Raw genomic sequence first — 24,155 nt, 5'->3', positions numbered from 1 at the left:
TCACCGCTGACAACGCGCGGACCTGCCCGGATGGAGATGACGTGCCTGGCCGGGAGCGTCGCACGCAGCGTTGGTGCAGTGGCATGCGGGCATGGGGAGTCCGCTCCCGGGGTGCAGTCGTTGGGTGACGGTCCTACGTTGGGTAGGCCGAGGTCGCAAAGCCGCCGAATTGATCACCGGCACTTCCACGGCCTAGTCGCCTGGATCAGCAGAGGAGATCGTCATGGCAAGCAGCAACCGCGCCGTCGTCTTCCATAACCCGAAAGACATGCGCGTCGAAGCTCTCGACTTTCCGAAGCTTCAGATGCCGAACGGGAAAAGCGCTCCCCATGGCACCATCCTCCGAATCGTCGCCACCAACATATGCGGTAGTGACCTGCACATCTACCGCGGGTCCTTCCCGGTGCCCCAGGGCATGGTGATGGGACACGAGATGACCGGGGAGGTCATCGAGGTCGGCCCCGACGTCGAGTTCCTCCGTGAGGGCGACCTCGTCTCCGTCCCGTTCAACGTCGCCTGCGGCCGATGCCGCAACTGCAGGGCGCGCCGGACCGACGTCTGCGAGACAACGAACCCCAAGGTGTCCTGCGGAGCCTACGGCTTCAACCTGGGCGACTGGGTCGGCGGCCAGGCCGAGTATCTGTTCGTCCCGTACGCCGACTTCCAGCTCCTGCGCTTCCCGGACAAGGACCAGGCCATGGCGAAGATCCGTGACCTGGCGCTGCTCTCGGACATCCTGCCCACCGCGTTCCACGGACTCATGGAGGCCGGTGCCAAGCCGGGCTCGACCGTGTACATCGCCGGCGCCGGCCCGGTCGGCCGCTGCGGCGCGGCAGCGGCGCGCCTCCTCGGGGCGTCCTGCATCATCGTCGGCGACCACAGCACGGACCGTCTGGAGCTGGTGAAGAAGAACGGCTGCGAGACGATCGACCTGAGGCAGGACGCGGCGCTCACCGACCAGATCGAGGCAATCCTGGGCGAACCCAGGGTCGACTGCGCGGTCGACTACGTCGGCACCGAGGCACACGGCGTCGGCCGCGAGGGCGGGGACATGGACCCGGCCTACGCCATCAATCAGGTGGTCGACGCCACCCGGGCGGGCGGAGCAACCGGAGTCATCGGCGTCTACGGCCCCGACCCGCTCGCGAAGTCGAAGGCCGAGCAAGAGGGAACGTACCCGATCGACTTCGGCAAGGCATGGATCAAGTCGCCGCGGATCTCCGCCGGGCAGGCACCGATCATGCACTACAACCGCGAGCTGATGATGGCGATCCTGTGGGACCGCATGCCCTACTTGAGCTCCATGCTCAACACGAAGGTGATCAGCCTCGACGAGGCCCCCGAGGCCTACGCGACCTTCGACACGGGAGTGCCCGAGAAGTTCATCATCAACCCCAACGGCCTCATTCCTGCCTGAGGACCTCCCTCGCCGGCCCGCAGTCCCCGTTCGCGGAGGCTGCGGGCCGCGCGTGGCTGCTCAGCGACAACCAACGCCGAGGCATGCCACACACGTGCCAGGTCGAGCGGGGCACGAGGGGGATGGCGGTGCCTCGCAACCGAACCAAACGAGATCGGCCCCCGACCAAACGTGCTGGTCGGGGATCGATTCCCACGGGCGTGGCGGCGCCAGAAGGAACCTCCGGCCGGTGTGTTCACCGAGCCTGGAGACCACGGGCTGGGACGTTTGGCCATAAGACCGTGACGATCCGGACGGGCGAAACGGCGCTCCGCGAGAAGGAGTCCTTCGGCGACGACTATGCGCTGGAGACGCTCGCACTTCTCGGTATGCGGCTGCTCCATGACCATGACCAGGTGCGGTTCTGCACCGAGGCCGTGGGGTCGGAGGACGCCCACTGATTCTCGAAGCCACGGTTCCGCTGATGCCCCCAGCGGCCTACCGCTGCGGGCATCAGCGTGCCGTAACCCGAGACGGGCGCGGCAGCCGCGAAGTCGTGCCCCGTACACACGACTTCGGAGGGACCGCATCGCTCGTGGACGTGCACGACGTGGTTGAGGGGTCGGGGAGTGCGAGCATCGGGGGTGGAGGCCGCCTCGCCGGGCCGACCAGCCGCGCCCGGTCTTCAGGGAAGTTTGTGTGCGAGAACGTCGAGTCGCTCGATGGAAGGCGGCTGGGAGAACAGATCGCCGGCTCGTTCCATCAGGGCCTTGCCGAGCCGGCCGTTGAGGTGGGTCTGACGTGCGGAGTCGGTGGGGAAGGCGTCGAAGATCGCGAAGCCGGTCTCGCTCAGGCGCACGGCGAACCAGGCGACGGTGTCGGGCTCCTCCTGCACGAGGTCAAGGCCCTTGCGGAGAAAGTCGGCGACCTCTTCCTCCTTGCCGGGCTTGGCCTCGACGTACACGTACAGCCCGACCTTGACGTCTGCCATGAGGGGATTCCTTTCGATGCCCGGCCGCCCGTGAGCGGCCGGGCACTGCCGTGACCGGTTGGCGCAGAACGGGCCAATTATGGATGGATCACTATGCTTTTGCGTACATTCGCCTCGCGCTGGCAGGTCGCATCAGCTCGGCATCGCAGGGCCCCGCACACACACCGCCACCGGAACTTCCCGGCTGCCCGGCTGCCCGCGGTGCGTCACCGGTGCAGGGACTCGGCGACGGCCGGGTCGTCGAGTACGGTGACGCACCAGGCGAAGTGCTCGTCACCGCCGCCCGGCGCGAAGGCGTCGCTCGTGGCCATCGCATAGGCGGCCTGGTACAGCAGGAGGTCGTCGACCGCGTAGCCGAACTCGTCGGCGAACCGCGTGGTGAGCTGCCGGGTGATCTCCAGGGCGCGCTCGGCGCCCGCCGGGAAGATGGCCGCGGCCACGGCGGCGTCGAAGCGGGGGTCCCCGGCCGTGGACAGGAAGCCGTAGTCCACGAGGGCGAGCGGCCGCAGGTCGTCGTCCACCAGCACGGTCTCCGGGAAGACGTCACCGTGGACGACCGCCTCGTCGGTACGGGGCAGCGAGCGCAGCTTCCGAAGCAGCCGGGCGCGCGTGTCGTCGAAGTCGCGGACGTACGTGGAGAGCCGGTCCGCGCACCGGCCGACCCGCCGGTCCACCAGGTCCGCCAGGGCGGACCCGAAAGTGGTGTGGCCTTCCCACAGCGGGCGCTCCTCGTCCAGCACAGGGAGGTGCTTGACCTCGTCGACGTCATGGGCGTCCGCGAGGGCGCGCAGCACGCCGACCAGGCAGTCGACCGCTTCGGGCAGCACCTCGTCCGGGTCGTCGGTGCGGATCCTGCCCGCCAGGGGCTCGCCGGTCAGCTCCCGCTCCACGGTCATCGGGACACCGTCGATGTCCTCGACGGCGAGGATCTCCGGGGAGCCGAGCGGCAGGTGCGCCGCGGCGTCGGCGTAGAAACGCTGCATCCGGCGCAGTTCGGATCCCCGTCGGCGCTCCCACACCTTGGCCACCGTTCCGTCCCCGAGTCGGTAGACGGCTCCCTCCACCGCTGCCTCGACGGGCCCGGCGTCGGGATATCCGGCGTCGACGAAATGTCGTACGCGCCGGGCCGTGGTGTCCCGTATCGCATCGGACATCTCGTGCCTCCTTACGCCCCCCGGCGTGAACGACCGGCCGGTCGGCGCGACCGACGCCGGGTCCATCTCCCACGGTAGGCCCCTCGCCCGCGCGACACCCGGTGACGGAGTGCTGCCGGGCGCCGTGCGGTCCGCCAGGCGTACACGGCGGAACTGTGCCGGCGGATCCTGCTCGATGCCGATGACGAGCCCGTACTCGCGTCACCGCGCTCAGTGTGCCGATCCGGTGGCTGCACCCACAGGACACGCCCGTCTCCCACGGCCACCACGACACCTCGGTACGCCGCTTCGACCGCCGCCAGACCCGCTACGACGATCTGCTCCGCTACGAACGCGACCTGATCAGCCGCCTGGATACGGGCGAGCAGACGTACATCGTCGTCCTGGTCCCTGACGTCAGCGGGGTGGCTTTGTTCATGAGTTGCGGCTCTGGTCCACTTGTTGTGGTGGGCTCACTGACGGTGACGTCAGTGGCATGTGGTGAGATGACAGCGCTCTGTCAATTCCTTGAGAAGGACATGATGAAGCTTCTCCTCACCGACTCCGGTATCAAGAACGCGAACATCCAGGATGCGTTGGTCGACCTCCTAAGGGGTGTCCCGTAAATGATCTCCCGGCTGTTCGGGACGTGCCTGCCCTCGGGCGGTCGCGCTCGTCTATCCGGCGAGGGTGAGGTTATGCAGGCGAGCGATGCCGCGCATCGCGTGGTGGACACCGTCGCCACGTAGGCGGCAGTCGCGCAGGATCTTGTAGGTCTTCATGCGGGCGAAGCAGTGTTCGACGCGGGCCCGGACTTGCTTGTGGGACTTGTTGTGCGCCTGCTTCCACTCCGGCAGTTCCTCGCCCTTGCGACGGCGGTGCGGCATCACCAATCCGGTGCCGGGATAGCCGCCGTCGGCGATGGTCGTGGTGTTGCCGACCGCGGCCTTCGCACCGGACTCCGCCCAGGCCCGGCAGTCGTTGCGGTTGCCCGGCAGCGGTCGGCCGACCACGGCCACCAGGCGGTTGTCAGCGTCAATGACCACCTGGTGGTTGGTGGAGTAGCGGTAGTTCTTCGACTGCTCGGCGATCTTGTGATCGCGGGTGGGCACCAGGGTGCCGTCCACGATCAGTACGGCGTCCTTGGCGAACCGCCGGCGGGGTTGCAGGGCGAGCTTCGGCCCGAGCCGTGACGGCGCGGATGCGGCTGGAGGCGGCCATGATGAGGGTGCCGAACGGCTCCCGCACCTGCTCGGCCTCCTCGGGCGTGACGCTACGGGTCTTCACGCCGAGGTCTTCGGCGACCTTCTCCGCGATCCACCGGTTCGGCGTCTCGCCGGCGACCGCGTGATACGGGCCGCTCGCCCGCCCCTTGGTCAGGGCGAGGCTGAACAGGCGGGCCACGTCGTCGATGTGGACGTGGCTGTAGACGGCCAGCCCGTTGCCGACGTAGGCGGCGGCTCCGAGCGCGGCGACGGACTGGTAGATCATCGACATGTGTCCGTGATCGCCAGGCCCCCAGATCTGGCCGGGACGGATGACCATCGCGCGTACCCCGTGGGCGGCGGAGGCCAGGACGGTGTCCTCGGCGGCATTGCGGAAGCCGGCCCGCGGCTCGGTGACGAACGCATCGTCCTCGGCGAAGATGTCCGGGCTCCAGGCACCTGCGGTGCGCTGCATCAGCACACCGCTGCCGGACAGGAAGACGAGAGTCCTGCCGGTCCCCGCCAGGGCCCGGGTCAGGTCGGCGACGGTCGCGGTCTCCTGTTCCGGGTCGGCCTGGGCCGCGTAGATGGCTGCGTCCGCGGCCAGCGCGGCGTCGATCGCAGCCGGGCGGCGCGCGTCCAGATCAGCTGCGACGGGGGTGATGTCCTGCTCCTTCAGGGCGGCGGCAGCGGTGTCGGAGCGGGCCAGACCGGTGACGGCGTGCCCTTCGTCGGCCAGGTGGCGGGCCAGATTGCCGCCGACGAAACCGGTGGCTCCGATGATGAAGACGTTCACGACGATGCCCCTCAGGCCGGAAGGACGCTGCGCTCGCCGCCGTCGGCGAACAGCACGGCTCCATTGACGTACGAGCTGGCCGGTCCCGCGAGGAAGGAGACGATCTCGGCGATCTCGGCGGGATCGCCGGCGCGGCCGCGGGCGTTGGTGGAGTCCAGGACGGCGATGTGCTCGCCGAGCATCGCTCTCGTGCCCTCGGTGTGGACCGGGCCCGGGGAGACGGTGTTGACCCGCACGCCGGACGGGCCGAACTCGGTGGCCCAGTAGCGGGTCAGGATCTCCGCACCGGCCTTGGAGGCGCCGTAGGCGGCACCGCTGGGTGCGGGCATGCGGGCGGCGCTGGAGCCGACGAGCACGATCGAGCCCTGCCCGCGCTCGGCCATCACCGGGGCCAGCGCGCCGACCAGGAGGAACGGCGCGCGGGTGTTGACGGCGATGTGCCGGTCGAAACTCGCGGCATCCGTTGCGGCCGTCGGTGCGAACTCGTACAGGCCCGCGTTGCTCACCAGGATGTCGACCGCGCCGGCCTCGGCAGCCAGCCGCAGCGTGTCCTCGGCGTCGGAGAGGTCAGCGGCGATGAAACGCGCCCTCGCGCCCTCGGCCGCGAGTTCCTTCATCAGCGCCTCACCGCGCGCCTGGTCGCGGCCGTGCAGCACGACCTCAGCACCCTGCCCAGCCAGGTTCCGGGCGATGGCCTTGCCGATGCCCGACGTGGCTCCGGTCACCAGTGCCGTACGGCCCTGCAGAACGTTGCTGCTGCTCATCTTCCTCATGTCCTTGCGATAGGGGAATCCGGGCGATCAGCACGTGACGTGCTGTCGCTCCGACTGCGCAATCCACTATGCATCCAAGATGTTCTGCTAGCAAGAACATCTTGGATGCATAGCGTTGTGCTATGTTGCGGAGATGAGCGCATCGACGTCCGACAAGCACGCCGGCGAGAGTTCCGGGCTGGCGCTGGACACGGACCTGGGCTGGGCGATCCGCATGGTCTCCTCGGCCTTCCGCCGCGTCGCCACCGAATCAGTCGCCGACCTGCCCGGCGGCGCACGCGCCTACCTCGTCCTGGTCGCCCTCGCCAGCGGCGAACCCCCCTCCCAGCTCGCCCTCGCCAAGGCGGTCAGCCTCGACCGGACCGTGATGACCTATCTCCTCGACGACCTCGAAGCCCACAACCTCGTCACCCGCCGCCCCGACCCCCGCGACCGCCGCGCCCGCCAGGTCCTGCTCACCGACACCGGCCGCACCCGCCTGAACCAGGTACGAGAAAATCTCGCCGCCGCCGAGGCAAAGCTGCTCGTCGACCTCGACGAGCACGACGCCCTCCAACTGCGAACCCTGCTGGCCCGCGTCGCACAGACCGCACAAAGCTCATCGGCCGCCCCCGCCGAGACCGACTGCTGATCCGACTGCAGCACGCCGCACCCCCCTGTCGGCAAAGGATCGTTTAACGACAGGGGGCCGCGCGTCCAATGAACCCGTGCAATCCGGGGGTTCACGCCGGCTCGAATCCAATCAGATCCGATGGTGATTGCTGACAGGGTTTGACGACAGATAGGGTCCGATCCTCCGTCAGGAAGGGGCCCTCGGTGGCGAACCTGGTCTACAAGCGGGTCTCAACCGACCAGCAGTCCACCGCCCGGCAGAACCTCGTCCTGGACGAGGCCGGGATCGAGGACCCGGTCGTCTTCGAGGAGGACCCGGGCACCTCCAGCCGCCTCCACCCCCTCCAGCGCCCGAAGTTCCGCGAACTGCTCACCCACGCGCGGCCGGGCGACACCGTGCACATCTCCGAGATGTTCCGCCTCGTACGCGGCACCGGACACATCCTCGACGTGCTCGACGTCCTCCACCGCGACCAGGTGGCGCTGCGCATCCACGACGGCGCGTTCTCCGCGATGGACCTCACCGCCCGCCACCCGCGCACCGGCGAGCTGCTGTCCACCGTGAAGTTCATGGTGCAGACCCTCGCCGCCGCCGGCGAACTCCAACGCGACCTCCAGCGCGAGCTGACCTACGACGGACTGCGCGCCGCCGAGGCCAAGGGCAGCAAGGGAGGACGCCGCCCCGCCGTCCCGGCCAACAAGACCGACGCCGTACGCACCGCCTACCTGGAAGGCCGCTCCATCGCCGCCCTCGCCCGCGAACACGGCGTCAGCCGCGGCGCCATCCGCACGGCCGTCGCCGACCTCCTGCCCGACCACACCGCCATCGAGCAGGAGGACATCCCGGTCCCAGAGCTGCCGGTCACCCTCGACATGCCGGGCAAGGTCGCCGACTTCCTCCGGGTGGCCGACCTAGAGCCCGCCGAGCGGGCCGCGCTCGACCAGGGGGTGCCCGTACGGCGCGGTCAGGGCTACACCCTGCGAGTCACGGCCGTGCCAGCGATCCACCGCCAACTCCTTGCCCGCTGCCAGCCGCTCGACGGCGGCCAGGGCGTCCCGACTGTTCCGGCCCAGCGCAAGGCCCGCCGCGAGTACGAGAACCGCGTCAGCACCCTCGCGCCGATCGGACCATGATCGTTCTCACCGATAACCGCTGTACCGATGTTCCCCGAGGCCGTCCTCCTCCGACATCGTCTCGTGTGGCGGGTCGACGGCGGCCGGATCGCGGACCTCGTCCGACCACCGCATCACGTGCAAGACGATCGCATCGTCACGCAGGCGCAGCAGGCTCAGGCGCTCCCGGCCCGACCAGGCTTACTTGACGATCGCCACCTTCGACGCCCGGTCCAAGGTCTGGCGCAACAGCTTGTATGGCTTCGCCGCCACCTACCCGTCCGGCACTAAGTAGTAGCCCTCCGCGATGCGGATCGGATCGATCGACTCGAGTGGCACGAACGCCTGGATCTCAATCGCCTTCGCCGTGGGGAGCGGCAAACTCTTCAGCTCCGGCATCGGAGACGGCGACGATCTTGTCCTTGGCGTACTCGTAGCCCCTGGACTGGGCGACCTCGCGGTCCTCCAAGTCGCAGACCTTACCCGCACCCGCACCCGCACCCGCACCCGCACCCGCACCCGCACCCGGCGCATCCTCCCCTAGGTAGTACTGATGAAACTGGATGCTGGGGTTCTCGGTCGCGGACGCGAGGTGAATGGGGATGGTGACGAGACCCGAAGTCGGCGAGGGCGTCATGAATCGGCTTCATGCACGGCACTACGCGCTAGCGCCGAAGGTTCTCCCGATCCGGCTGGCTTCACCTGACCGGGTAGGGGTGCCGGCATGGAGGACGGCATGGGCATCGTCTCCGCCGTCGCGGGAGTGCTCGCGCTGGTTCCGGTCCTGACGCCCATCATGGGGCCCGTCGCCGTCCTCGCCGCCGTCGAATCGCTCGGTGCCCACACTGTGGACGCGGCCATCCGGTCGTCGTCGCCCGGGAGGACGTGGAGCGGCAAACCCGCGCCCGACCCCTACCACGCCGCCGCCCGTGCGCTAGGCGTGCCCACAGAGCGCTGCCTGGCCTACGAGAACACCGACGAAGGAGTGGCCGCCGCACGCGCGGCGGGCATGGACGTCGTGGACGTGCGCGACCCAGGCGCGTTCGACCCCCATCATCGTCAGAAGTGGTCATGACGACGGCAGCCATCGCGATCCCCACAGGCTTTGTCCATATAAACGGGTTCTGGCTCAATGGGCCTTGCCCCCTGATCTTGGACACACGAGACACTGGGTCCTGAGGATCTGAGAACGGACATCTCGTGGTCATGAAGAACTATCCGCCGCAGTTCAAGGCGGACGCGGTCGTGCTGTACCAGTCGCGGCCCGAGGCGACGATCCGGCGGGTCGCTGCCGATCTGGGAATCAACCCCGAGACCTTGCGGAACTGGGTGCGGGCGGCTGGCGTGAGCCGGCCGCGGGGACGCCGGGCAGAGGTGCCGACGGAGCCGCCGACACCGCTGGAGGCGGAGAACGCCGCTCTGCGCCAGAAGGTCCGTGAACTGGAGGAGGAACGCGAGATCCTGCGCAAGGCGGCGAAGTATTTCGCCGGGGAGACGCGCTGGTGAACCGCTTCCAGTTCGTTGCCGACCACCACCGCCGCTACGGCGTGAAGCGGCTGTCCACCATCCTGGGCATCGCCCGCTCCAGCTTCTACTACTGGCGCCGGACGGCCGCGGACCGGGCCGCCCGGCAGGCGGCTGATGCCCGCCTCGCCGCCCGGATACGAGCCGTGCACCGCGAGTCGGACGGCACCTATGGCGTCCCCAGGATCACCGCCGAACTCCGCGACGAGGGCGAGCGAGTCAACCACAAGCGGATCGCGCGGGTGATGCGGAGCATCGGCCTGGGGGGCGTGCGGCTGCGGCGCAGGCACAGCACCACGATCACGGACCCGGCCGCAGCGAAGGCCCCGGACCTGATCGGCCGCGACTTCACGGCAAGCGAGCCGAACACGAAGTACGTCGGCGACATCACCTATCTCCCGCTGGACGGCGGGAAGTTCCTCTACCTGGCCACCGTGATTGGCCTCGCCTCACGGCGCCTGGCCGGCTGGGCGATCGCGGACCACATGCGCACCGATCTCGTCATTGACGCCCTGGCCGCTGCCGAACACACCCGCGGCAGCCTCGCCGGGGCGGTCATACACACCGACCACGGAGCCCAGTACACCACCCGGGCCTTCGCCGCCGCCTGCCACCAGGCCTGCCTCCGCCAGTCCATGAGCGCGATCAGCTCCAGCGCGGACAACGCACTCGCCGAGTCCTTCAACGCGACCTTCAAACGCGAGACGCTCCAAGGCCGCAAGACCTGACCCAGCGAACGCGAGGCCCGACTCGACGCGTTCGGCTGGCTCAACCGCTACAACACCCGACGCCGTCACTCCCGCCTCGGACAACGCAGCCCCATCGCCTATGCGGGCGGGCTCGGGCGCTAGGCCGCGGCCAGTTCGTCCAGCAGTCTGCGCAGCTTATTCGGGTCGGCCCCGAGGATTTCGCCCTTCTTCTCCCCTTCCAGATAGGTCAGGAAGGTGGGCATGGCCCTGATGCCGGCCTGCTCGGATACATCTGGAACTTGGTCGACGTCGATGACCGCGAACCTGATGGTGCTGTACTCCGGCTTCGTGGAGAAGCGCTCAAAATCGGGCTTGATGAGTTTGCAGGGGCCGCACCAGACCGCCATGAAGTCGACGATGACTTTCGGATTGGTCTGAAGCAGCGTGTTGAACTGCTCTGCGCTGGTTACGTTGATCACCGCTCCCCCGTACAGAGCGGTGGGAGCCTTGGCCTGCTGCGTCGCCCCGAACGTCGCGCCTTGAGCTGCGGCGCGGGGGGCGGCTGACGATGCACTGGCGTACGGGGCGGCAGTGAGCGTCATGCCGAGAATAACGGCGGCGGCCCGGCACAGCCGACGCCAACGTGGGGCTGCTGGCGGAAAGGCGGTGGATGTGGGCCCCTGGGAATCTGACTTCATGCTGTCAACGGGTACCGGTTCACCTCGCGGAACGTGAGAAGGGCCGCTGTTGAATCACGCGAAAGGAGATCAGCGCTCGTCCCAATAGCCCAGACGAATCGCGACTTCAGGCGCCTCGTGTGTTCGCTTCGCGGGGCAGGCCTTTCGTGCTCCGTAGGCGGGTACCAACCAGTCATGCGGCCGGCGTGACCGGGGCAGCCGGGGTTCTGCGGGGTGGTATCCGGCCTGCTGAGGGAGTCCACACGGCCGACGGGGACGTACTGGCGCCGGTGCCACTTCAGAGTCACCGGCAATACGCTCGCAAACCGTCGTGCACCACTCGCAAACTGTCGTGCTCCATCACACACGCCATCACGTGCTCGCGCTCGCGCGTTCGGTTTATTTGTTCGATAGCGTGGCGGGGAGGTGAGCGCCGGATGGGTACGGAGTCGACGGGGCGCCGGCCGGGTGTGGTGATGCACGTACGCTGCCCGGAGCGGCTGCCGGAGGAGACCTACCGGCAGGTTCTGGAGCAGCTGCATGACCTGTCGCCGGTGGTGGAGGCCCTGCCGCCCACGGCGGCTCTGGTCGACCTGCGCGGCGCGCTGCGCTACCACCGGGCGGCCGCCTCGCACCTGGGGAGATCCTGCGGCTGCGGACGGTCTCCCGTTACGGCGTCGACGTCCGGGTCGGCACCGGCCCGACCGTCACCGTCGCCGCGACCGCCTCCGCACAGGTGGAGCGTCCGGGCGGCGTCCTGGCCATCGAGGCCGCCGACGCCGCCGACTGGCTCGCACTGCTCGCGGTGGAAGACCTGCACGGCATCGGCCCCCGACAGGCCGCCGCCCTGACGCGCTACGGCGTCGACCGTGTCGGCCTGCTCGCCGCACTGCCGGCCGCGACCGTGCAGCGCCTGCTCGGCACAGCGGGCCGTACGGCCGTCGACCGGGCCCGCGGCATCGACCCACGCACCGTCATCCCGCGCCGCCTGCCGGCTTCCGCAAGCGTCCGGCACCGGTTGCCCCACGACGTCCTCGACGGCGCGGCCGCGCGTTCGGCCCTCCTGGGCCTGGTCGTGCAGCTCGGTGGCGAGCTGCGTGGCCGCGGGCAGGCCGCGCGCCCTCACGCTCACGCTGACGTTCGCCGGCGGACCCGCGTGGGCGAAGACCCGCCGCCTGCCCGAGCCGTCCGGGCACGAGGACGACCTGCGAGGACCTGGCCGACGGCGACCAGGTCGCCGAGCAGCTCAGCCTCGACGCCGCCCGCCAGGCCCGCCTCACCGCCGAGCGGGCGGCCGACCGGATTCGGCAGAAGTTCGGGCCCGGCGTGATCGGCCCGGCCGCCACCTACCGGCCCGCCTCCTGAACCGCCATGCTCACGCCCGCTCGAGGCACCGCGCCGGCGCCTGCCCGCCGGGGACGACCCGCCACAGGGTCCCGCCGCCGTACTCGCGGTATCGGAACGCATCCCGGCCGACCGCGAGCACGCAGGAGGTCACCCGCTCCCCCTTGCTCAGGTACCGCACGATCGGCGAGCGCTCCGTTGCGACCGGTCCCTCATTCCACGCGGGCCGGTGAACGGCCGTCTTGCGGACTGCCGTCCCCGTCGACGTGCAGGACGCAGGGGCGGGTGCCGGCGGGACCGCGGACAGCACGCTCGCGAGGACGGCGGCGACGGCGGCCGCCGTGGTGTGCAGAGGTCGGGTCAGGCGCATACGCCGTCAACTCCCGCCCCGGCCGGGTCACGGCCACACCGTCAAGATCATCCGCCGGGGCCGGTCAGGCAGCTTGTCTGCCCGGCCCGCACGCGACCCCCCGTCGCGCGGAACCAGCGCACCTTCCCGGCGGAGCCCCCACAGCGCTCCCATGTCTTCCCAGCCTCCCCCTTGCTTCCTGCTGTGAGGGCCGCGAGGGTTCTGGGGGGTGTCAGACCCCCGACCACGCCTGAAACCCACTGGTGGCCTGCACAGATCCAGGAAGAGCGCCCGAACTCGCGCAAGAGACCGCCCCAGCTACGCCGTCGACGTCTCCCATCGGAAAGGGCGCAACCGGCGACGAAGCGATACCGCACCGCCTACTTGACCATGTTCGGCAGGTCCGCCGAACCTTGGCGCACCGTCGTCCACGGGGGAGGGCCCATATGACCGCCACCGACGAAAACGGACTCGCTCAAGCCGCCGGCAACCTTCGGACCACCGTGCAACAGGCCGCAAGACCGCATACCCGTGCAGCACGCATCGACTCGACTTGGCACAACGCGGGCACGGGCCTCGCCCTGGCCGCAACAACTACCGCGACCATCCTTCCGTCCAACTTCGCCCTCTGGGCCCGTGTGGCCTCTGGTTTGGCCACGTTCCTCATCGCCCTGCTGCGCGCCCTTGACTTCGGCTCCCGCTGGCGCTGGCACCTCAACATGAGATTCCGCTACGCCAGCCTCGTCGATCGAATCGATCGCGTTGCCGTTCTGCCTCCTGACCAACGCTCCGAAGCTTTGGCGCAGCTCTACGACGAACTCGCGAGAATCCGCGCCCAAGAACGCGCCATACCCGGCAGCGCCAGCGGTGCTGTCTCGCCCGGAAACACGACTTGAAGCCGTCAGAGCGCCCTCTGACCGCCACTCCCCCAGGCATTCCTCACGTTCAGACACCCGGAGTTACCGACAGCGGTCTACCGCGCCGAAACTCGAGGCCCGCCGGGCCTTCATCACACGCCGCCGCACCCTGCGCCCCGCCGAGGAGTACCGCACCCCCACGGATGCCGGGCCGGGCAGATGGGACCGCGATCGTCTCTCGTGTGAACAGGTAAGCCTCCACTTCGTGGCTGCCGCGGCAGCACTGCTCGACGCTTTCCCAGGCGCAGGTGCCCTCAAGCAGCTGACAGGCACTCAGAAGGACGGGTTGATCGGGTACGTGCTGTAGGTCAACACCGGACGCGGCCGCTTCAAGAGCCTCGCACCTTGAGTCACCGTTTTGTGGACCTTGTTCCAGCGTTCGCGGGTGGTCTGCTCGCGCACTCCGCCGGGGCGGGGCGGGGCGGGTTGGTGGTGGCCCAGCAGCCGGCGTGCGCGCGGACCTCGAGCAAGACCTTCCGCACAGATTTCGCCACAGGTGCCGTCAGTCGCTGACCTGCATCGCGTGGGGCAGCGCGCGGCGGACGGCCTCGGCATAGGTGGCCGAGGCCGTCCCGGCACACGACTTCGACGCCAGGATGTTCGCGAAGCCAGGACTCCAGGGTGGCCGCCTCGCGATCGGGCAGGACCGCGACGCTCCGCCCGGTTTCGGCGTCCGTGATGATCGTGGCGTAGCGGTGGCGGCGGCGCAGGGCGAAATCGTCCACGCCGATCACCCGCGGGATGGCTTGCTGAGGCAGCGGCAGGCGCCGCAGATGGCGCAGCGCGGTACTCCGGGAAACGGGCACGGCCAGCAGGCCGGCCAGGCGTGCGGCCGCCCGGCCGCATAACTCCCGTGCCACCTGGGCTATCTGCCAGGCAAGACGCACCGTGCGGCGCTGATGGCGCTCCAGCAGTCCGGGAATCTGCTCACGGAAGGTCTGCCGCCGGCAGCCCAGGGCCGGACAGGACAGCCGTCGTACGCGCAGATGGACGACGGCCTGGCGGCCGTCGACCGGCATGTCCCTCACCGTTCGGCGGTGATAACCGTGCACCTTAGGTGTCGGCGTCCCGCACACCGGGCACGGCACCGCCACGTCCCGGGTCCGGGCCAAGACCACCACCATGTCGCCGCAGTACGCCACGTCCTCGACAACCTGCACCGACAGTCCCGAAAACACCGTCCCCATCAGGGAGTTGATATCCACCACAAGATCATGATCAAGGGTGGCTACTCGGCGTCACCGCCGACTACGGGCCAGAGTCGAACGTCTTACAGTCCCCTCCGCGAGCCCCGACATCGATAGTGCTGAGGCCAAGACGAGCGACCAGGGCTGAGAGGGCGGTATGTGAGTGCGTCGCAGCAGATCGCGACGTTACACGACCAGTGGGAGATGCACCGGGCAAGCCGAGGAGGCGGGGTACTGCCGGACCGGCTGTGTCCGCCTCATGTGCCTGGTCGCCAGCGTTCCCCAGCGCACCGGGACAGGGCCTCGGACAATACGGGGTGGATTTCGGGCGTCGTGCCCGTCCGCCACAACGGTATCCAGCCGTCTGACTCCAGCTCGGTGTGTGGGTCGGTCAACGGCGCACCGGTGCGCAGGCGGGCGTGGAGCGCGTAGTAAGGACTGTACTGTCCGATGCGTCCACGCATTTGGCGCACGGTCAGTTCGGCGACGTCTTCCGTCCGGTAGCGGAACGGGCGCTGCGCGCTGCCACCTTCGATCACCTCCGCGGTGATCCGCAGCTCGACCGGCCGTCGGGGCACTTTCAGGCAAAGGTATGTGACGAGTCCCGCCACGCCGAGGAGATAGACGCCGTCGATCACCAGTACGTCGGTCAGGCCGACCCCGATATACCAGGTGACGGCCAAGGCGACGGCGTCCAGAAGGAGCCCGCTGGGCGGGAACATCTTCCGCAGGATCGGGCCAACCGGCGGCCGGACGACGCCCGTCAGCCGCAGTTCCTCGCCATCCCACTGCACGCCCATCGGGAGTGCTGGTGCGCCGGGCCGCCAGCGTTCCCGCCCGAACCGCGACAGGGCCGCAGCCAATTCCGGTGGAATCTCCGGCGTCGTGCCCGTGCGCCATAACGGAATCCATTCGTCAGGGCTCACTTGCTCGTGATAGTCGGGCAGCGGCACTCCGGGGCGTAGACGGACATGGATCGCATGGAGTGAGCCGGTCCGCCATTTCTTGAGGATGCGGCCGCGAAGGAGCCGCACGGTCAGTTCGGCGACGTCTTCCGTCCGGTAGCGGAACGGGCGCTGCGCGCTGCCACCTTCGATCACCTCCGCGGTGATCCGCAGCCCGACCGGCCGTCGGGGCACTTTCAGGCAAAGGTATGTGACGAATGCCGCCACGCCGAGGAGATAGACACCGTCGATCACCAGTACGTCGGTCAGGCCGACCCCGATAAACCAGGTGACGGCCAAGGCGACGGCGTTCAGGAGCAGCATTCCGGGCGGGAACAGCTTGCGCAGGAACGAGCCGACAGACATCCGGGTCCAACCCGTCATCCGGAGTTCCTCGCCATCCTGCCGCAGACCGATGGGTCGCGTTGCCGCCGACACGGCCAGCCGCTCCCGCAGGCGGGCATGGCGGAACTGGTACACGCCCGCAGTCTGGCGTAGCACTCCCCGGCGCCGCGCGTCGCGCAGGAAGGCCATTGCCGCCCACGGCAGCCGGCCGCTGATCCCAAGCCCCGTCCTGGCCACCAGCCAACGCCCCCAGGCGCTGCGCTCCGCGGTCAGCGCCACCGACGCCAGCCAGGCGCCCATGCCCGCTGCGACCGCATAGCCGATGCCGAGGTCACCGCCCACGACCAGCCCGATAGCGGTGCCCACGGCCGGCCCTGTGAGGCCCATCGACAGCAGCACGCCGGTCCGGTCGCTGGTGAGCAGCCGCTCCGGGCTGACGGCGGTCCCGGGCGCGGACGGAAACATCAAGGCACTCTGCAAAAGGACAGCGCCGAGCAGGCCGAGGTAGAGCAGTGCCGTCCGCCGTCCGCCCAGCATGACTTCGGGGCCCTGCGGGATGAGAGCCGATACAGCGCCGAGACCGAGTACGATCCGGACCGGCCACATGCGCAGCATCTCTCGTACGGCGGCTACCGTCTGGCCGAGCGCGGGCCGTCCCATGCGTCCCGTCGGTGTTCCGACGGGTGCCCTGATCAGGGTCCTGGTCCCCGCCTCCACCGCGAATGCCGCAATGGTCCCCAAGAGCAACCCGGCGAAGAACACGAACACGAGGAGCGTCCCGGCCGACGGTTCATCGCCGACGGCTGCGCTCTCGTACCATCGCCTGGCCCACAACAGGCCCCGGAGGAGCAGTCCTAGACTCAGGGCCCGGATCAGGAGCAGTAGGCCGAACGGCTGCGGCTCACGGTACAGCTGCCACCACCGCAAGTTCTCGGTACCGGCACGGGTGAGGTGGCCGGCGAGGAAACGCAGCCACCGCTCGGCGCTGTCGACGGGCCAGGTGCGGCGCCGCGGACCCGGTGTGTCGCCCGGGGCCGGCTGGTCGGCGAACACGGCCGGGACCAGCCTGTCGAGCAGGTAGTACTCGATGGCGGCCGCGTCGGGGAAGCGCAGAGGGTCGACAAGTTCGCCGGGGTCGGCGGACGCCCCCGCGTAGACGACCCGCAACAGCCATACGTTCAACGGGTTCGATAGTGCCGTCCGCAATGGGCCCTCGGTCGACAGACCGTCGAATACCGGCTGCCACCGTCCTATTCGCCGCGGTGGTACCGATGCCCGCAGATAGGCGTCGGCGGCCTCGGGCCGCACCGGCTGCGCACGCAACACCGCAGCCGAGCGGAGCACATCCGAGGCGTCGACAGCCGCGGCGTACTCCGCCGTGCGGCTGGTCAGGATGATCGGATCATTGGCGTCCAGCGCTCGGTTGAGAGAGGTCAGTGCCGTCGCCCGCAGATGGGGCGGCATCTCGTCCAGCCCGTCGAGCACTGGCAGGACCCGTCGGTCGCGGACCAGCCGCCGTAGGACATCGTTGCCGTACGTCGCCCGCAGGCCGGGATAGTCGGCGGTGATCCGCTGGGCCAGCCAGGTCCGCAGGTGGGTGCGCGCAGGGTCCCAGCTGTCGAGGGAGAACAGCACCGGTACCGGGTCTGCCGGAGTCCATCGAGCCAGCAGTTCCAGGACCAGGAGCATCGCGAGTGTGGTCTTCCCCGAACCAGCCTCGCCCAGCACAACCAGTCGCCGGTGCGGCAGGTTGCGGAGGGCTGCCGCGAGTCCGCCGATGTCGTCACTGCGTCCGGTGGCGGTAGCCCCGATGTTCGCGTCGTGGTCGGCTACTTCAGCGTCGCCGGCAGCCCAGACCACGGCAAGCGGTGCCGGGTTGAACAGATCCTGGACGCTCGCCTCGTCCCGCCACTGGCTCCGTACGGCACGGGCCAGGTCGAGTGCGGCGGCTTCCAGCGGAGGTGTGCGTCCTGACGGTGGGTGAATGTGAATATCACCGTGGATGTCCCTGGCCTGGACGACAAACCACGCCGAACCGGAGAACTCGTTGTGCACTGCGCCCACATCCCGAGACATCCAGTGGATGTTCTCACATGCAGCACCCGGACGGCATGACCAGCGAAACCTCGGCGGGATACCTTTAGTGTCCTGGCGCTTGCGCCGGAGGGCGGACACGGGGAGAGATCCATGGATCCAGTCTCGGCCAGCGCGATCACGGCCGCGATCAGCACGGCAGCGGCAAACGCCGCGGGTGGCGAAGCCGGACGCACGGCGTGGGAGTCGCTCATCGCGCTATGGCGGCGCACTGTGCACCGGGACGCGGACACCGGTGACGAGCCGCCCGACGCCCACGACAACGAGCAGACCCGCGCCTTCGCCGCAACCGTGATTGCGGAAGGCCGGCAAGACCCCGCCTTTGCCGCCGAACTCGTGGCCTGGGCACGCCAGCACGGTTTCGCCGTCCAGGCGGATCAGGACACCAACAACACGGTGTCCGGCGACGCCCACGTCGGCAGGCTCATCCAGGGACGGGACTTCTCGGGCCCCATCAACTTCCATTGAGAGGGGTGTATGAGACCACGTTCCGATCCTGCGACGCCTGCCGAGCGCTTGAGCAACTCACAGACTGCAGCTGCGGCTGCTGTCGCCCTCCGTCCGATCCCCCTGCCGGCCATCCACGCCGGGGGTTGCGTTGCCGCTTCGACAGCCGCACACCGCGCAGGGCTGACACCCCTGGCAGGCCGGACTCGCAAGGCGGCAGCCGGTGCCGAGCAGGTACCGCGCTCACCCCACTGCGGCTGCGACCGACGCCCCAGATGGCGGCTGCACAGCTGCACGCATACCGAGGCCCTGACCAGAGGGCGCTTCGGTCCCCGGGGCGGGCCGGACGACGGGCCGGCGCCGTCGGAGCCCCCGGAGCTGCCTCACTCCCCTGCCGGCCGATCTGGCCGGAATGTATACCGCGAACTGCCCGGCCCAGTCACGCCGTGACCCCTTCGCCCGGGGCCCCGGGAGGCCAGCGATGCCGGGGTCCTAGATCCAGCCTCTCTTGGCCGCCTCGACTCCCACCTGGAAGCGGGTTTCGAGGCCGAGTCCGGACGCGATCGCCCCGATCCGGCGGGTCACCGTGCGCGCGCTCGTCCCCAACTGCCGTGCGATCGCGTGGTCCTTGTAACCCGCCTGCATCATCTTCAGCAGCAGGAGGTCCTGTGGGCTCGGCCCGTCGGGTGTCGCCGGAGCGGTCGCGACGAGGGATTGCGCACGTTGCCAGTAGGAGTCGAACAATTCGAGGAGCGCGTCGAGCAGGCCCGACTGGTGGACGACGGCGATCCTGTCGTAGCGGCCCGGGACCAGGGCGACCAGCGCGACGCGCCGGTCCATGATGCGTAGCCGGAACGGCAGGGCCGGCAGGATGCGGGCCTGCTCGCCGATCTGGGCGAGGTGGGTGATCAGTTCGAACCGGCCCGGCAGTGCCAGCGCCTCCTGGGTGTAGACCGACCGTATGTCGACGCCGCGGCCCAGCAGGTCCATCGTCAGGGCCTCTTCCAACTCGGTGCTGTAGGGGCCGAGATAGGGAGGCCGGTCGAGCACCCAGAAATGGGTGCGGACCGACTGCATCAGTTCGGCGACGCGCAGGGTGATCTCCGCCTCGCCGGTGATCACCTCCACCAGTCCGGTCGGGTCCTCCTGCAGCCGATGGGCGCGGTAGTCGTCCGCCAGATCGTCGACGGTGCCCCACACGGCGGTGAACGCCGCCTCGGTCTCGGCCCGGCGTCTGGCGAGCAGTGCCCTCAGCGCGGTGTGCGGGCTGACCGGCCGGTACTGGCCGGGTCCTTCCCTTCGCAGCATGCCCAGTTCCACCAACCGGGAGACGGCGCGCCTGATCCGGCTGGGCGTGGTGCCCAGGGTCTCGGCGATCTCGGCCGCCGTCCGGTCCGACGTGGTGAGGTAGGTGCGGTAGACCTGTTCGTCGAACTCGCTGATCCCCAGGGTGCTCAGCACCGGTTGCCTCCCAGCGATCGCCGTCCGTCAAGCTGTCGGGACGGCCGTGGCGCGAATCGCCACCTGGCGATGTACGACACGAGTTTGATCTAGACATTCGCCGTTCACAAGCTTTCACTCTGAACGTTCACGCCACCTGTGGACGGGTTCCGGGCACCCTCGGCGCCTACGACCGGTCAGGCGGCGCCACTTGGCGGGCAGAGGACGAGCGTGCTCTGCCCGACCGCTAGCCGGGAGAGACCCTGTGAAAGCGCATCACCGCAGACGCTGGAGTGCGCCGGTTGCCGCCGGCGCCCTGGCGTTGGCGTTGTCCGGCCCCTACGACGCGACGGCCTTCGCGTCCTCGGCGGCCCGTCCCGCAGCCGACCACCTGCCCACCGCATCCCTGCCCACCGCATCCCTGTCGACCGCGTCCACGTCCGACCGGGTGCCCGCGGGCGACCACTCCGTGACGCTGATCACCGGAGACGTGGTCACCACCCGGCGGAGCCCGGGCACCGGCAACGGGACCGGAGGCGTCGTCAGCGTCCGCGGCGCCGACGGACGCCCGGCGCAGACCCACATCCTGACGTCGGGCGACGACCTCTACGTGTTCCCCGAGTCGGCGCTGCCGTTCGTCGCCAAGGGCGTGCTGGACCGGCAGCTGTTCAACATCACGGCCATGATCGCCGACAGGTACGACGACGCGCACCGCGACCGGCTGCCGCTCATCGTCTCCTACACGCACGCCGCCGACGCCCGGGGCAAGGCCGCCGCCCTGCCCGACGGGGCGACCCGGGTCCGTACCCTCGCCGGTATCGACGGCGCCGCCCTCACCGCGGACCGCGCGCACGCCGCGGACTTCTGGACGTCCGTGACCGCGACGCCCTCGGCCGCCGGGGTCCGCAAGCAGTCCCCCGTGCCCGCCTTCACCGACGGGATCGCGCACATCTGGCTGGACGGCCTCGTCCACGCCGACCTCGCCGACAGCACGGCGCAGATCGGCGCCCCCCAGGTCTGGGCGAACGGCAACACCGGACAGGGTGTGGACGTGGCCGTCCTGGACACCGGCGTCGACGCGGGACACCCCGACCTCGCGGACCGCGTGGCGGACCGTCAGAGCTTCGTACCGGACGAGAACACGGACGACCACTTCGGCCACGGCACGCACGTGGCGTCCATCATCGCCGGTACCGGCGCGGCCTCCGACGGCAAGGAGAAGGGTGTCGCCCCCGGCGCCCGCCTCGACATCGGCAAGGTGCTGGACGACACCGGGTCCGGTCAGACCTCCTGGGTCCTGGCCGGCATGGAATGGGCCGCCGTCGACCAGCACGCCAAGATCATCAACATGAGCCTCGGCGACGGTCAGCCGTCCGACGGGACCGACCCCCTCAGCCAGGCCGTCGACACGCTCAGCGCCGAGACCGGCGCGCTGTTCGTCGTCGCCGCAGGCAACTCCGGGGCACCCGACACCATCGGCGCACCGGGCGCGGCGAGCGACGCGCTGACCGTGGGGGCCGTCGACTCCGGCGACTCGGTGGCCGAGTTCTCCAGTCAGGGCCCCCGCGTGGACGGCGCGCTGAAGCCGGAGATCACCGCCCCCGGCGTCGACATCCTCGCGGCCAACTCCCAGTTCGACGGCAACGGCGAGGGCGCCTACCAGACCATGAGCGGCACCTCCATGGCCACGCCCCACGTGGCGGGCGCCGCCGCGCTGATGGCCGCCGCCCACCCGGACCTCACCGGAAGCCAGCTGAAGGACCTGCTGGCCAGCAGCTCCCGGCAGACCCCGCAGTACGACGCCTTCCAGGCGGGCAGCGGCCGTCTCGACGTCGCCGCGGCCGCGCACGCCGCGGTATTCGCCACCGCGACCGCGTACGCCGCGCAGGTTCCGCAGAGTCCCGCCGGCGGCGTGCAGCGCCCGGTGACGTACACGAACACCTCTGACCAGCCCGTCACCCTCGCGTTGAGCGTCGAGGCGGCACACGCCCCCAGCGGGGTGTTCCGGCTCTCCGCCTCCCAGGTGACCGTGCCGGCACACGGCACCGCCGGTGTCACCGTGACCATCGACGGCTCGGGTGTCACCACGGGTGGCCGGTACACCGGCCAGATCGTCGCGAAGACCACGGCCGGCGAGGTCGCGGTGCACACCGCCGTCTCCCTCGGGGACGTCGAGCACAAGCTCACCATGCGGTTCAAGGACGCCCAGGGGCGGCCGATGTCAGGCGTGGTCGAACTGCTCAGGTCCGGTGACGACTCACCGGCGTTCGTCGAGATCGACGACTCCGGCACGGGCCAGATGTACCTGCCGAACGACGTGTACTCGGTGCTGTCGTTCAAGACGGTGCAGGGCGTGCACGGACCCCACTCCTGGGGGATGGCGCTGCTCGGCGACCCCGACGTCCGCATGGACCGCGACACCACCGTCACGCTCGACGCGTCCACGATCGACCGCGTTGACATGACGACCCCTCAGCGGACCGAGACGACCTACCAGCGGCTGGACTACACCCGCCTGATGGGCGGTCAGGCCTGGCGCGACTACATGGAGACCCAGACCAACTACGACAGCCTCTGGGCCCAGCCGACCACCCACAAGGTCACCCACGGCGACTTCTACCTGGCGGCCAGGTGGCGCAAGGAGCAGCCCGCGCTGTCCGTCTCCACCAGGACGACCGACTTCACCGACGTGCTGCGCCAGGACGGCGTCACGCCCCTGCCCGAGGGCTCCGTCAAGCTCCCGCTGGTCTTCGCCGGGGAGGGCGCGACCACCGACTACGCCCACCTCGACGTGCGCGGCAAGGCCGTGGTGGTACGCCGTAACGACGACGTGTCCGACAGGGGCCAGGCGGCCGCCGCGGTGGCCGCGGGCGCGAAGCTCATGCTGGTCGTGAACAACGTGGACGGCCGCGGCTTCCGCTCCTACAACGCACCGTTCAGCTCGACGCCCGTCCGGCTCGACGTGGGCCTGCTCAGCACCGACGAGGGCGAGAGGCTCGTACAGCAGGCCCGGACCCAGGGTGCCACGGTCACGGTCGGATCCTCCCCCGTGAGCCCGTACGTCTACGACCTCGACCGGACCTGGCACAACGAGATCCCCGCCCACCTGGTGGTGCAGGGCAGCGCCAAGAACCTCGCCAGGATCGACGAGACCTTCGACAGCCCCGCCCCGGGCAGCACCGGCGGCGAGTTCCGGTTCGACTGGCCCGCCTACAACGACTGGGCGATCGGCTCGATGATGCCGGAACCGGTCCGGGGCAAGCGCACGGACTGGGTCTCCACCGGCGGCTACAACAGCTGGAGCCAGAGCGCGTACGCGGACGGCCTGGTCTTCGAAGCCGGCCCCAAGACGTCCTACCGGGCCGGCAGCACCCAGTCGGAGGAGTGGTTCAAGCCGATCGAGCGGCCCTACCTGAACGACGTCTACAGTCTGCCCACCCGCACGGGTGACCACCTCTACATCGACGCCCCGGCCTGGGGCAGCCACGACCACGTGGGCATGAGCCAGATGGACCCGGTGACCGAGCAGCGCCAGACCCTCTACCAGGGCACCACGCAACTGGGCACGGGAACCTTCACGAACGTCTCGGGCGACGCACCCGGCGCCGGAAGACTTCCGTACCGGCTGGTCGTCACCAGCAACCGCGACGTGCCGTTCACCCCGTACTCCTCAAGTACGCGCACCGATTGGGACTTCACCTCGAAGGCGCCGGCGGACGGCTCCGCCGCGGTGCTGCCGCTGGTGCAGATCGACTACGAGGTCGGCACCGATCCGGCCGGCCGGGCCGGACGGCACGACTCCCTGTCCGCCACCGCCGCTCAGCTACCGGGCGCCGTCGGCGCCGGCCGGCTCGGCGCGGTCACCCTGGAGCTGTCCTACGACGACGGCACGACGTGGCATCGGGTCACCAGTGACCATGCCGGGCGGTTCCGCCTGGACGCGCCGAAGACGGCGTCGTACGTCTCACTCAGGGCGAGCGCCCGGGACTCGGCGGGCAACGCGGTGCACCAGACGGTGATCCGGGCGTTCGGCCTGCGCTGACGCACCGCCACGGATCGCACGCGAGGCAAGAGCGGTGGGGGGGGGGGGGGGGGGGGGGGGGGGGGGGGGGGGGGGGGGGGGGGGGGGGGGGGTGGGGTGGGGGCGAGTTCGTCACGGCCGGAGCTGGAAGGGCCGAA

At 69.7% G+C, this 24,155-nt stretch carries 18 protein-coding genes and 4 pseudogenes; 10 read left to right on the top strand and 12 right to left on the bottom strand.

Features of this window, described 5'->3' with window-relative positions; all coding sequences use genetic code 11:
- Nucleotides 1-223 precede the first annotated feature (223 nt).
- Together ACZ63F_RS40860 and ACZ63F_RS40855 are read left to right on the top strand one after the other, a co-directional pair.
- Nucleotides 224-1,417 carry an alcohol dehydrogenase catalytic domain-containing protein gene (locus ACZ63F_RS40860; protein WP_352089939.1) on the top strand — a complete coding sequence of 398 codons (1,194 nt, stop codon included), beginning with the start codon at nucleotides 224-226 and terminating at the stop codon, nucleotides 1,415-1,417.
- A gap of 281 nt (nucleotides 1,418-1,698) precedes the next feature.
- Nucleotides 1,699-1,857: a hypothetical protein gene (locus tag ACZ63F_RS40855; RefSeq protein ID WP_469718918.1), complete on the top strand. Its 159-nt coding sequence runs from the start codon at nucleotides 1,699-1,701 to the stop codon at nucleotides 1,855-1,857.
- Nucleotides 1,858-2,081: 224 nt separating this feature from the next.
- Here the strand turns inward: ACZ63F_RS40855 and ACZ63F_RS40850 are convergent, their stop codons facing one another.
- Both ACZ63F_RS40850 and ACZ63F_RS40845 read right to left on the bottom strand, forming a co-directional pair.
- Entirely contained in the window at nucleotides 2,082-2,387 is a 306-nt protein-coding gene (locus tag ACZ63F_RS40850; protein ID WP_352089937.1) for a putative quinol monooxygenase, read from the bottom strand.
- 206 nt (nucleotides 2,388-2,593) lie between these two features.
- Nucleotides 2,594-3,541: a phosphotransferase family protein gene (locus ACZ63F_RS40845; RefSeq protein ID WP_469718916.1), complete on the bottom strand. Its 948-nt coding sequence runs from the start codon at nucleotides 3,539-3,541 to the stop codon at nucleotides 2,594-2,596.
- Between the two features lie 215 nt (nucleotides 3,542-3,756).
- Here ACZ63F_RS40845 and ACZ63F_RS40840 point away from each other — a divergent pair, with 215 nt between their 5' ends.
- Nucleotides 3,757-4,146: a hypothetical protein gene (locus tag ACZ63F_RS40840; protein WP_469718914.1), complete on the top strand. Its 390-nt coding sequence runs from the start codon at nucleotides 3,757-3,759 to the stop codon at nucleotides 4,144-4,146.
- 51 nt (nucleotides 4,147-4,197) lie between these two features.
- On the opposite strand, the pseudogene ACZ63F_RS40835 reads toward ACZ63F_RS40840, so the two are convergent.
- The 3 genes and pseudogenes from ACZ63F_RS40835 to ACZ63F_RS40825 form a co-directional block, all read right to left on the bottom strand.
- A pseudogene (locus ACZ63F_RS40835) lies at nucleotides 4,198-4,707 on the bottom strand (transposase); the annotation flags it as partial.
- Between the two features lie 64 nt (nucleotides 4,708-4,771).
- Nucleotides 4,772-5,521 (bottom strand): annotated as a pseudogene (locus ACZ63F_RS40830) (NAD-dependent epimerase/dehydratase family protein); the annotation flags it as partial.
- A gap of 11 nt (nucleotides 5,522-5,532) precedes the next feature.
- Complete coding sequence (locus tag ACZ63F_RS40825; protein ID WP_469718912.1) at nucleotides 5,533-6,285, bottom strand: SDR family NAD(P)-dependent oxidoreductase; 753 nt, start codon at nucleotides 6,283-6,285, stop codon at nucleotides 5,533-5,535.
- 142 nt (nucleotides 6,286-6,427) lie between these two features.
- Between ACZ63F_RS40825 and ACZ63F_RS40820 the strand changes: the two genes are divergently transcribed.
- Together ACZ63F_RS40820 and ACZ63F_RS40815 are read left to right on the top strand one after the other, a co-directional pair.
- Nucleotides 6,428-6,925 carry a MarR family winged helix-turn-helix transcriptional regulator gene (locus tag ACZ63F_RS40820; protein WP_469718911.1) on the top strand — a complete coding sequence of 166 codons (498 nt, stop codon included), beginning with the start codon at nucleotides 6,428-6,430 and terminating at the stop codon, nucleotides 6,923-6,925.
- Between the two features lie 185 nt (nucleotides 6,926-7,110).
- On the top strand, nucleotides 7,111-8,040 hold the full coding sequence (locus ACZ63F_RS40815) for a recombinase family protein (RefSeq protein ID WP_469718910.1): 930 nt from the start codon (nucleotides 7,111-7,113) through the stop codon (nucleotides 8,038-8,040).
- 331 nt (nucleotides 8,041-8,371) lie between these two features.
- Here the strand turns inward: ACZ63F_RS40815 and ACZ63F_RS40810 are convergent, their stop codons facing one another.
- Nucleotides 8,372-8,656: a hypothetical protein gene (locus tag ACZ63F_RS40810; RefSeq protein WP_469718908.1), complete on the bottom strand. Its 285-nt coding sequence runs from the start codon at nucleotides 8,654-8,656 to the stop codon at nucleotides 8,372-8,374.
- 87 nt (nucleotides 8,657-8,743) lie between these two features.
- Here ACZ63F_RS40810 and ACZ63F_RS40805 point away from each other — a divergent pair, with 87 nt between their 5' ends.
- Together ACZ63F_RS40805 and ACZ63F_RS40800 are read left to right on the top strand one after the other, a co-directional pair.
- Nucleotides 8,744-9,094, top strand: coding sequence for an HAD-IA family hydrolase (locus ACZ63F_RS40805; RefSeq protein WP_469718907.1), 351 nt, complete (start codon nucleotides 8,744-8,746; stop codon nucleotides 9,092-9,094).
- 125 nt (nucleotides 9,095-9,219) lie between these two features.
- A pseudogene (locus tag ACZ63F_RS40800) lies at nucleotides 9,220-10,394 on the top strand (IS3 family transposase).
- On the opposite strand, the gene ACZ63F_RS40795 reads toward ACZ63F_RS40800, so the two are convergent.
- From ACZ63F_RS40795 to ACZ63F_RS40785, 3 genes are all read right to left on the bottom strand, one after another.
- Nucleotides 10,391-10,834, bottom strand: a complete 444-nt coding sequence (locus ACZ63F_RS40795) for a thioredoxin family protein (protein ID WP_469718906.1) — start codon at nucleotides 10,832-10,834, stop codon at nucleotides 10,391-10,393. The pseudogene ACZ63F_RS40800 and the gene ACZ63F_RS40795 sit on opposite strands and share 4 nt — an antisense overlap.
- A gap of 685 nt (nucleotides 10,835-11,519) precedes the next feature.
- Nucleotides 11,520-12,041 carry a hypothetical protein gene (locus ACZ63F_RS40790; protein ID WP_469718904.1) on the bottom strand — a complete coding sequence of 174 codons (522 nt, stop codon included), beginning with the start codon at nucleotides 12,039-12,041 and terminating at the stop codon, nucleotides 11,520-11,522.
- Nucleotides 12,042-12,284: 243 nt separating this feature from the next.
- Complete coding sequence (locus tag ACZ63F_RS40785; protein ID WP_469718903.1) at nucleotides 12,285-12,623, bottom strand: hypothetical protein; 339 nt, start codon at nucleotides 12,621-12,623, stop codon at nucleotides 12,285-12,287.
- 425 nt (nucleotides 12,624-13,048) lie between these two features.
- Between ACZ63F_RS40785 and ACZ63F_RS40780 the strand changes: the two genes are divergently transcribed.
- Complete coding sequence (locus ACZ63F_RS40780; RefSeq protein ID WP_469718901.1) at nucleotides 13,049-13,498, top strand: hypothetical protein; 450 nt, start codon at nucleotides 13,049-13,051, stop codon at nucleotides 13,496-13,498.
- Nucleotides 13,499-13,798: 300 nt separating this feature from the next.
- Here the strand turns inward: ACZ63F_RS40780 and ACZ63F_RS40775 are convergent.
- Both ACZ63F_RS40775 and ACZ63F_RS40770 read right to left on the bottom strand, forming a co-directional pair.
- Nucleotides 13,799-14,727, bottom strand: a pseudogene (locus tag ACZ63F_RS40775) (ISL3 family transposase); the annotation flags it as partial.
- 236 nt (nucleotides 14,728-14,963) lie between these two features.
- On the bottom strand, nucleotides 14,964-18,050 hold the full coding sequence (locus tag ACZ63F_RS40770; RefSeq protein ID WP_469718900.1) for an NACHT domain-containing protein: 3,087 nt from the start codon (nucleotides 18,048-18,050) through the stop codon (nucleotides 14,964-14,966).
- A gap of 132 nt (nucleotides 18,051-18,182) precedes the next feature.
- Here ACZ63F_RS40770 and ACZ63F_RS40765 point away from each other — a divergent pair, with 132 nt between their 5' ends.
- Nucleotides 18,183-18,557 carry a hypothetical protein gene (locus ACZ63F_RS40765; RefSeq protein ID WP_469718898.1) on the top strand — a complete coding sequence of 125 codons (375 nt, stop codon included), beginning with the start codon at nucleotides 18,183-18,185 and terminating at the stop codon, nucleotides 18,555-18,557.
- A gap of 471 nt (nucleotides 18,558-19,028) precedes the next feature.
- Here ACZ63F_RS40765 and ACZ63F_RS40760 read toward each other — a convergent pair whose 3' ends face one another.
- Nucleotides 19,029-19,997, bottom strand: coding sequence for a helix-turn-helix domain-containing protein (locus tag ACZ63F_RS40760; RefSeq protein ID WP_469718896.1), 969 nt, complete (start codon nucleotides 19,995-19,997; stop codon nucleotides 19,029-19,031).
- Between the two features lie 244 nt (nucleotides 19,998-20,241).
- Between ACZ63F_RS40760 and ACZ63F_RS40755 the strand changes: the two genes are divergently transcribed.
- On the top strand, nucleotides 20,242-24,018 hold the full coding sequence (locus ACZ63F_RS40755) for a S8 family serine peptidase (protein ID WP_469718894.1): 3,777 nt from the start codon (nucleotides 20,242-20,244) through the stop codon (nucleotides 24,016-24,018).
- The last annotated feature ends 137 nt before the right edge of the window (nucleotides 24,019-24,155 follow it).

It is taken from the genome of Streptomyces sp. NPDC104761 (genome assembly GCF_055583445.1).
This window is presented reverse-complemented; position numbering and strand designations above follow the sequence as displayed.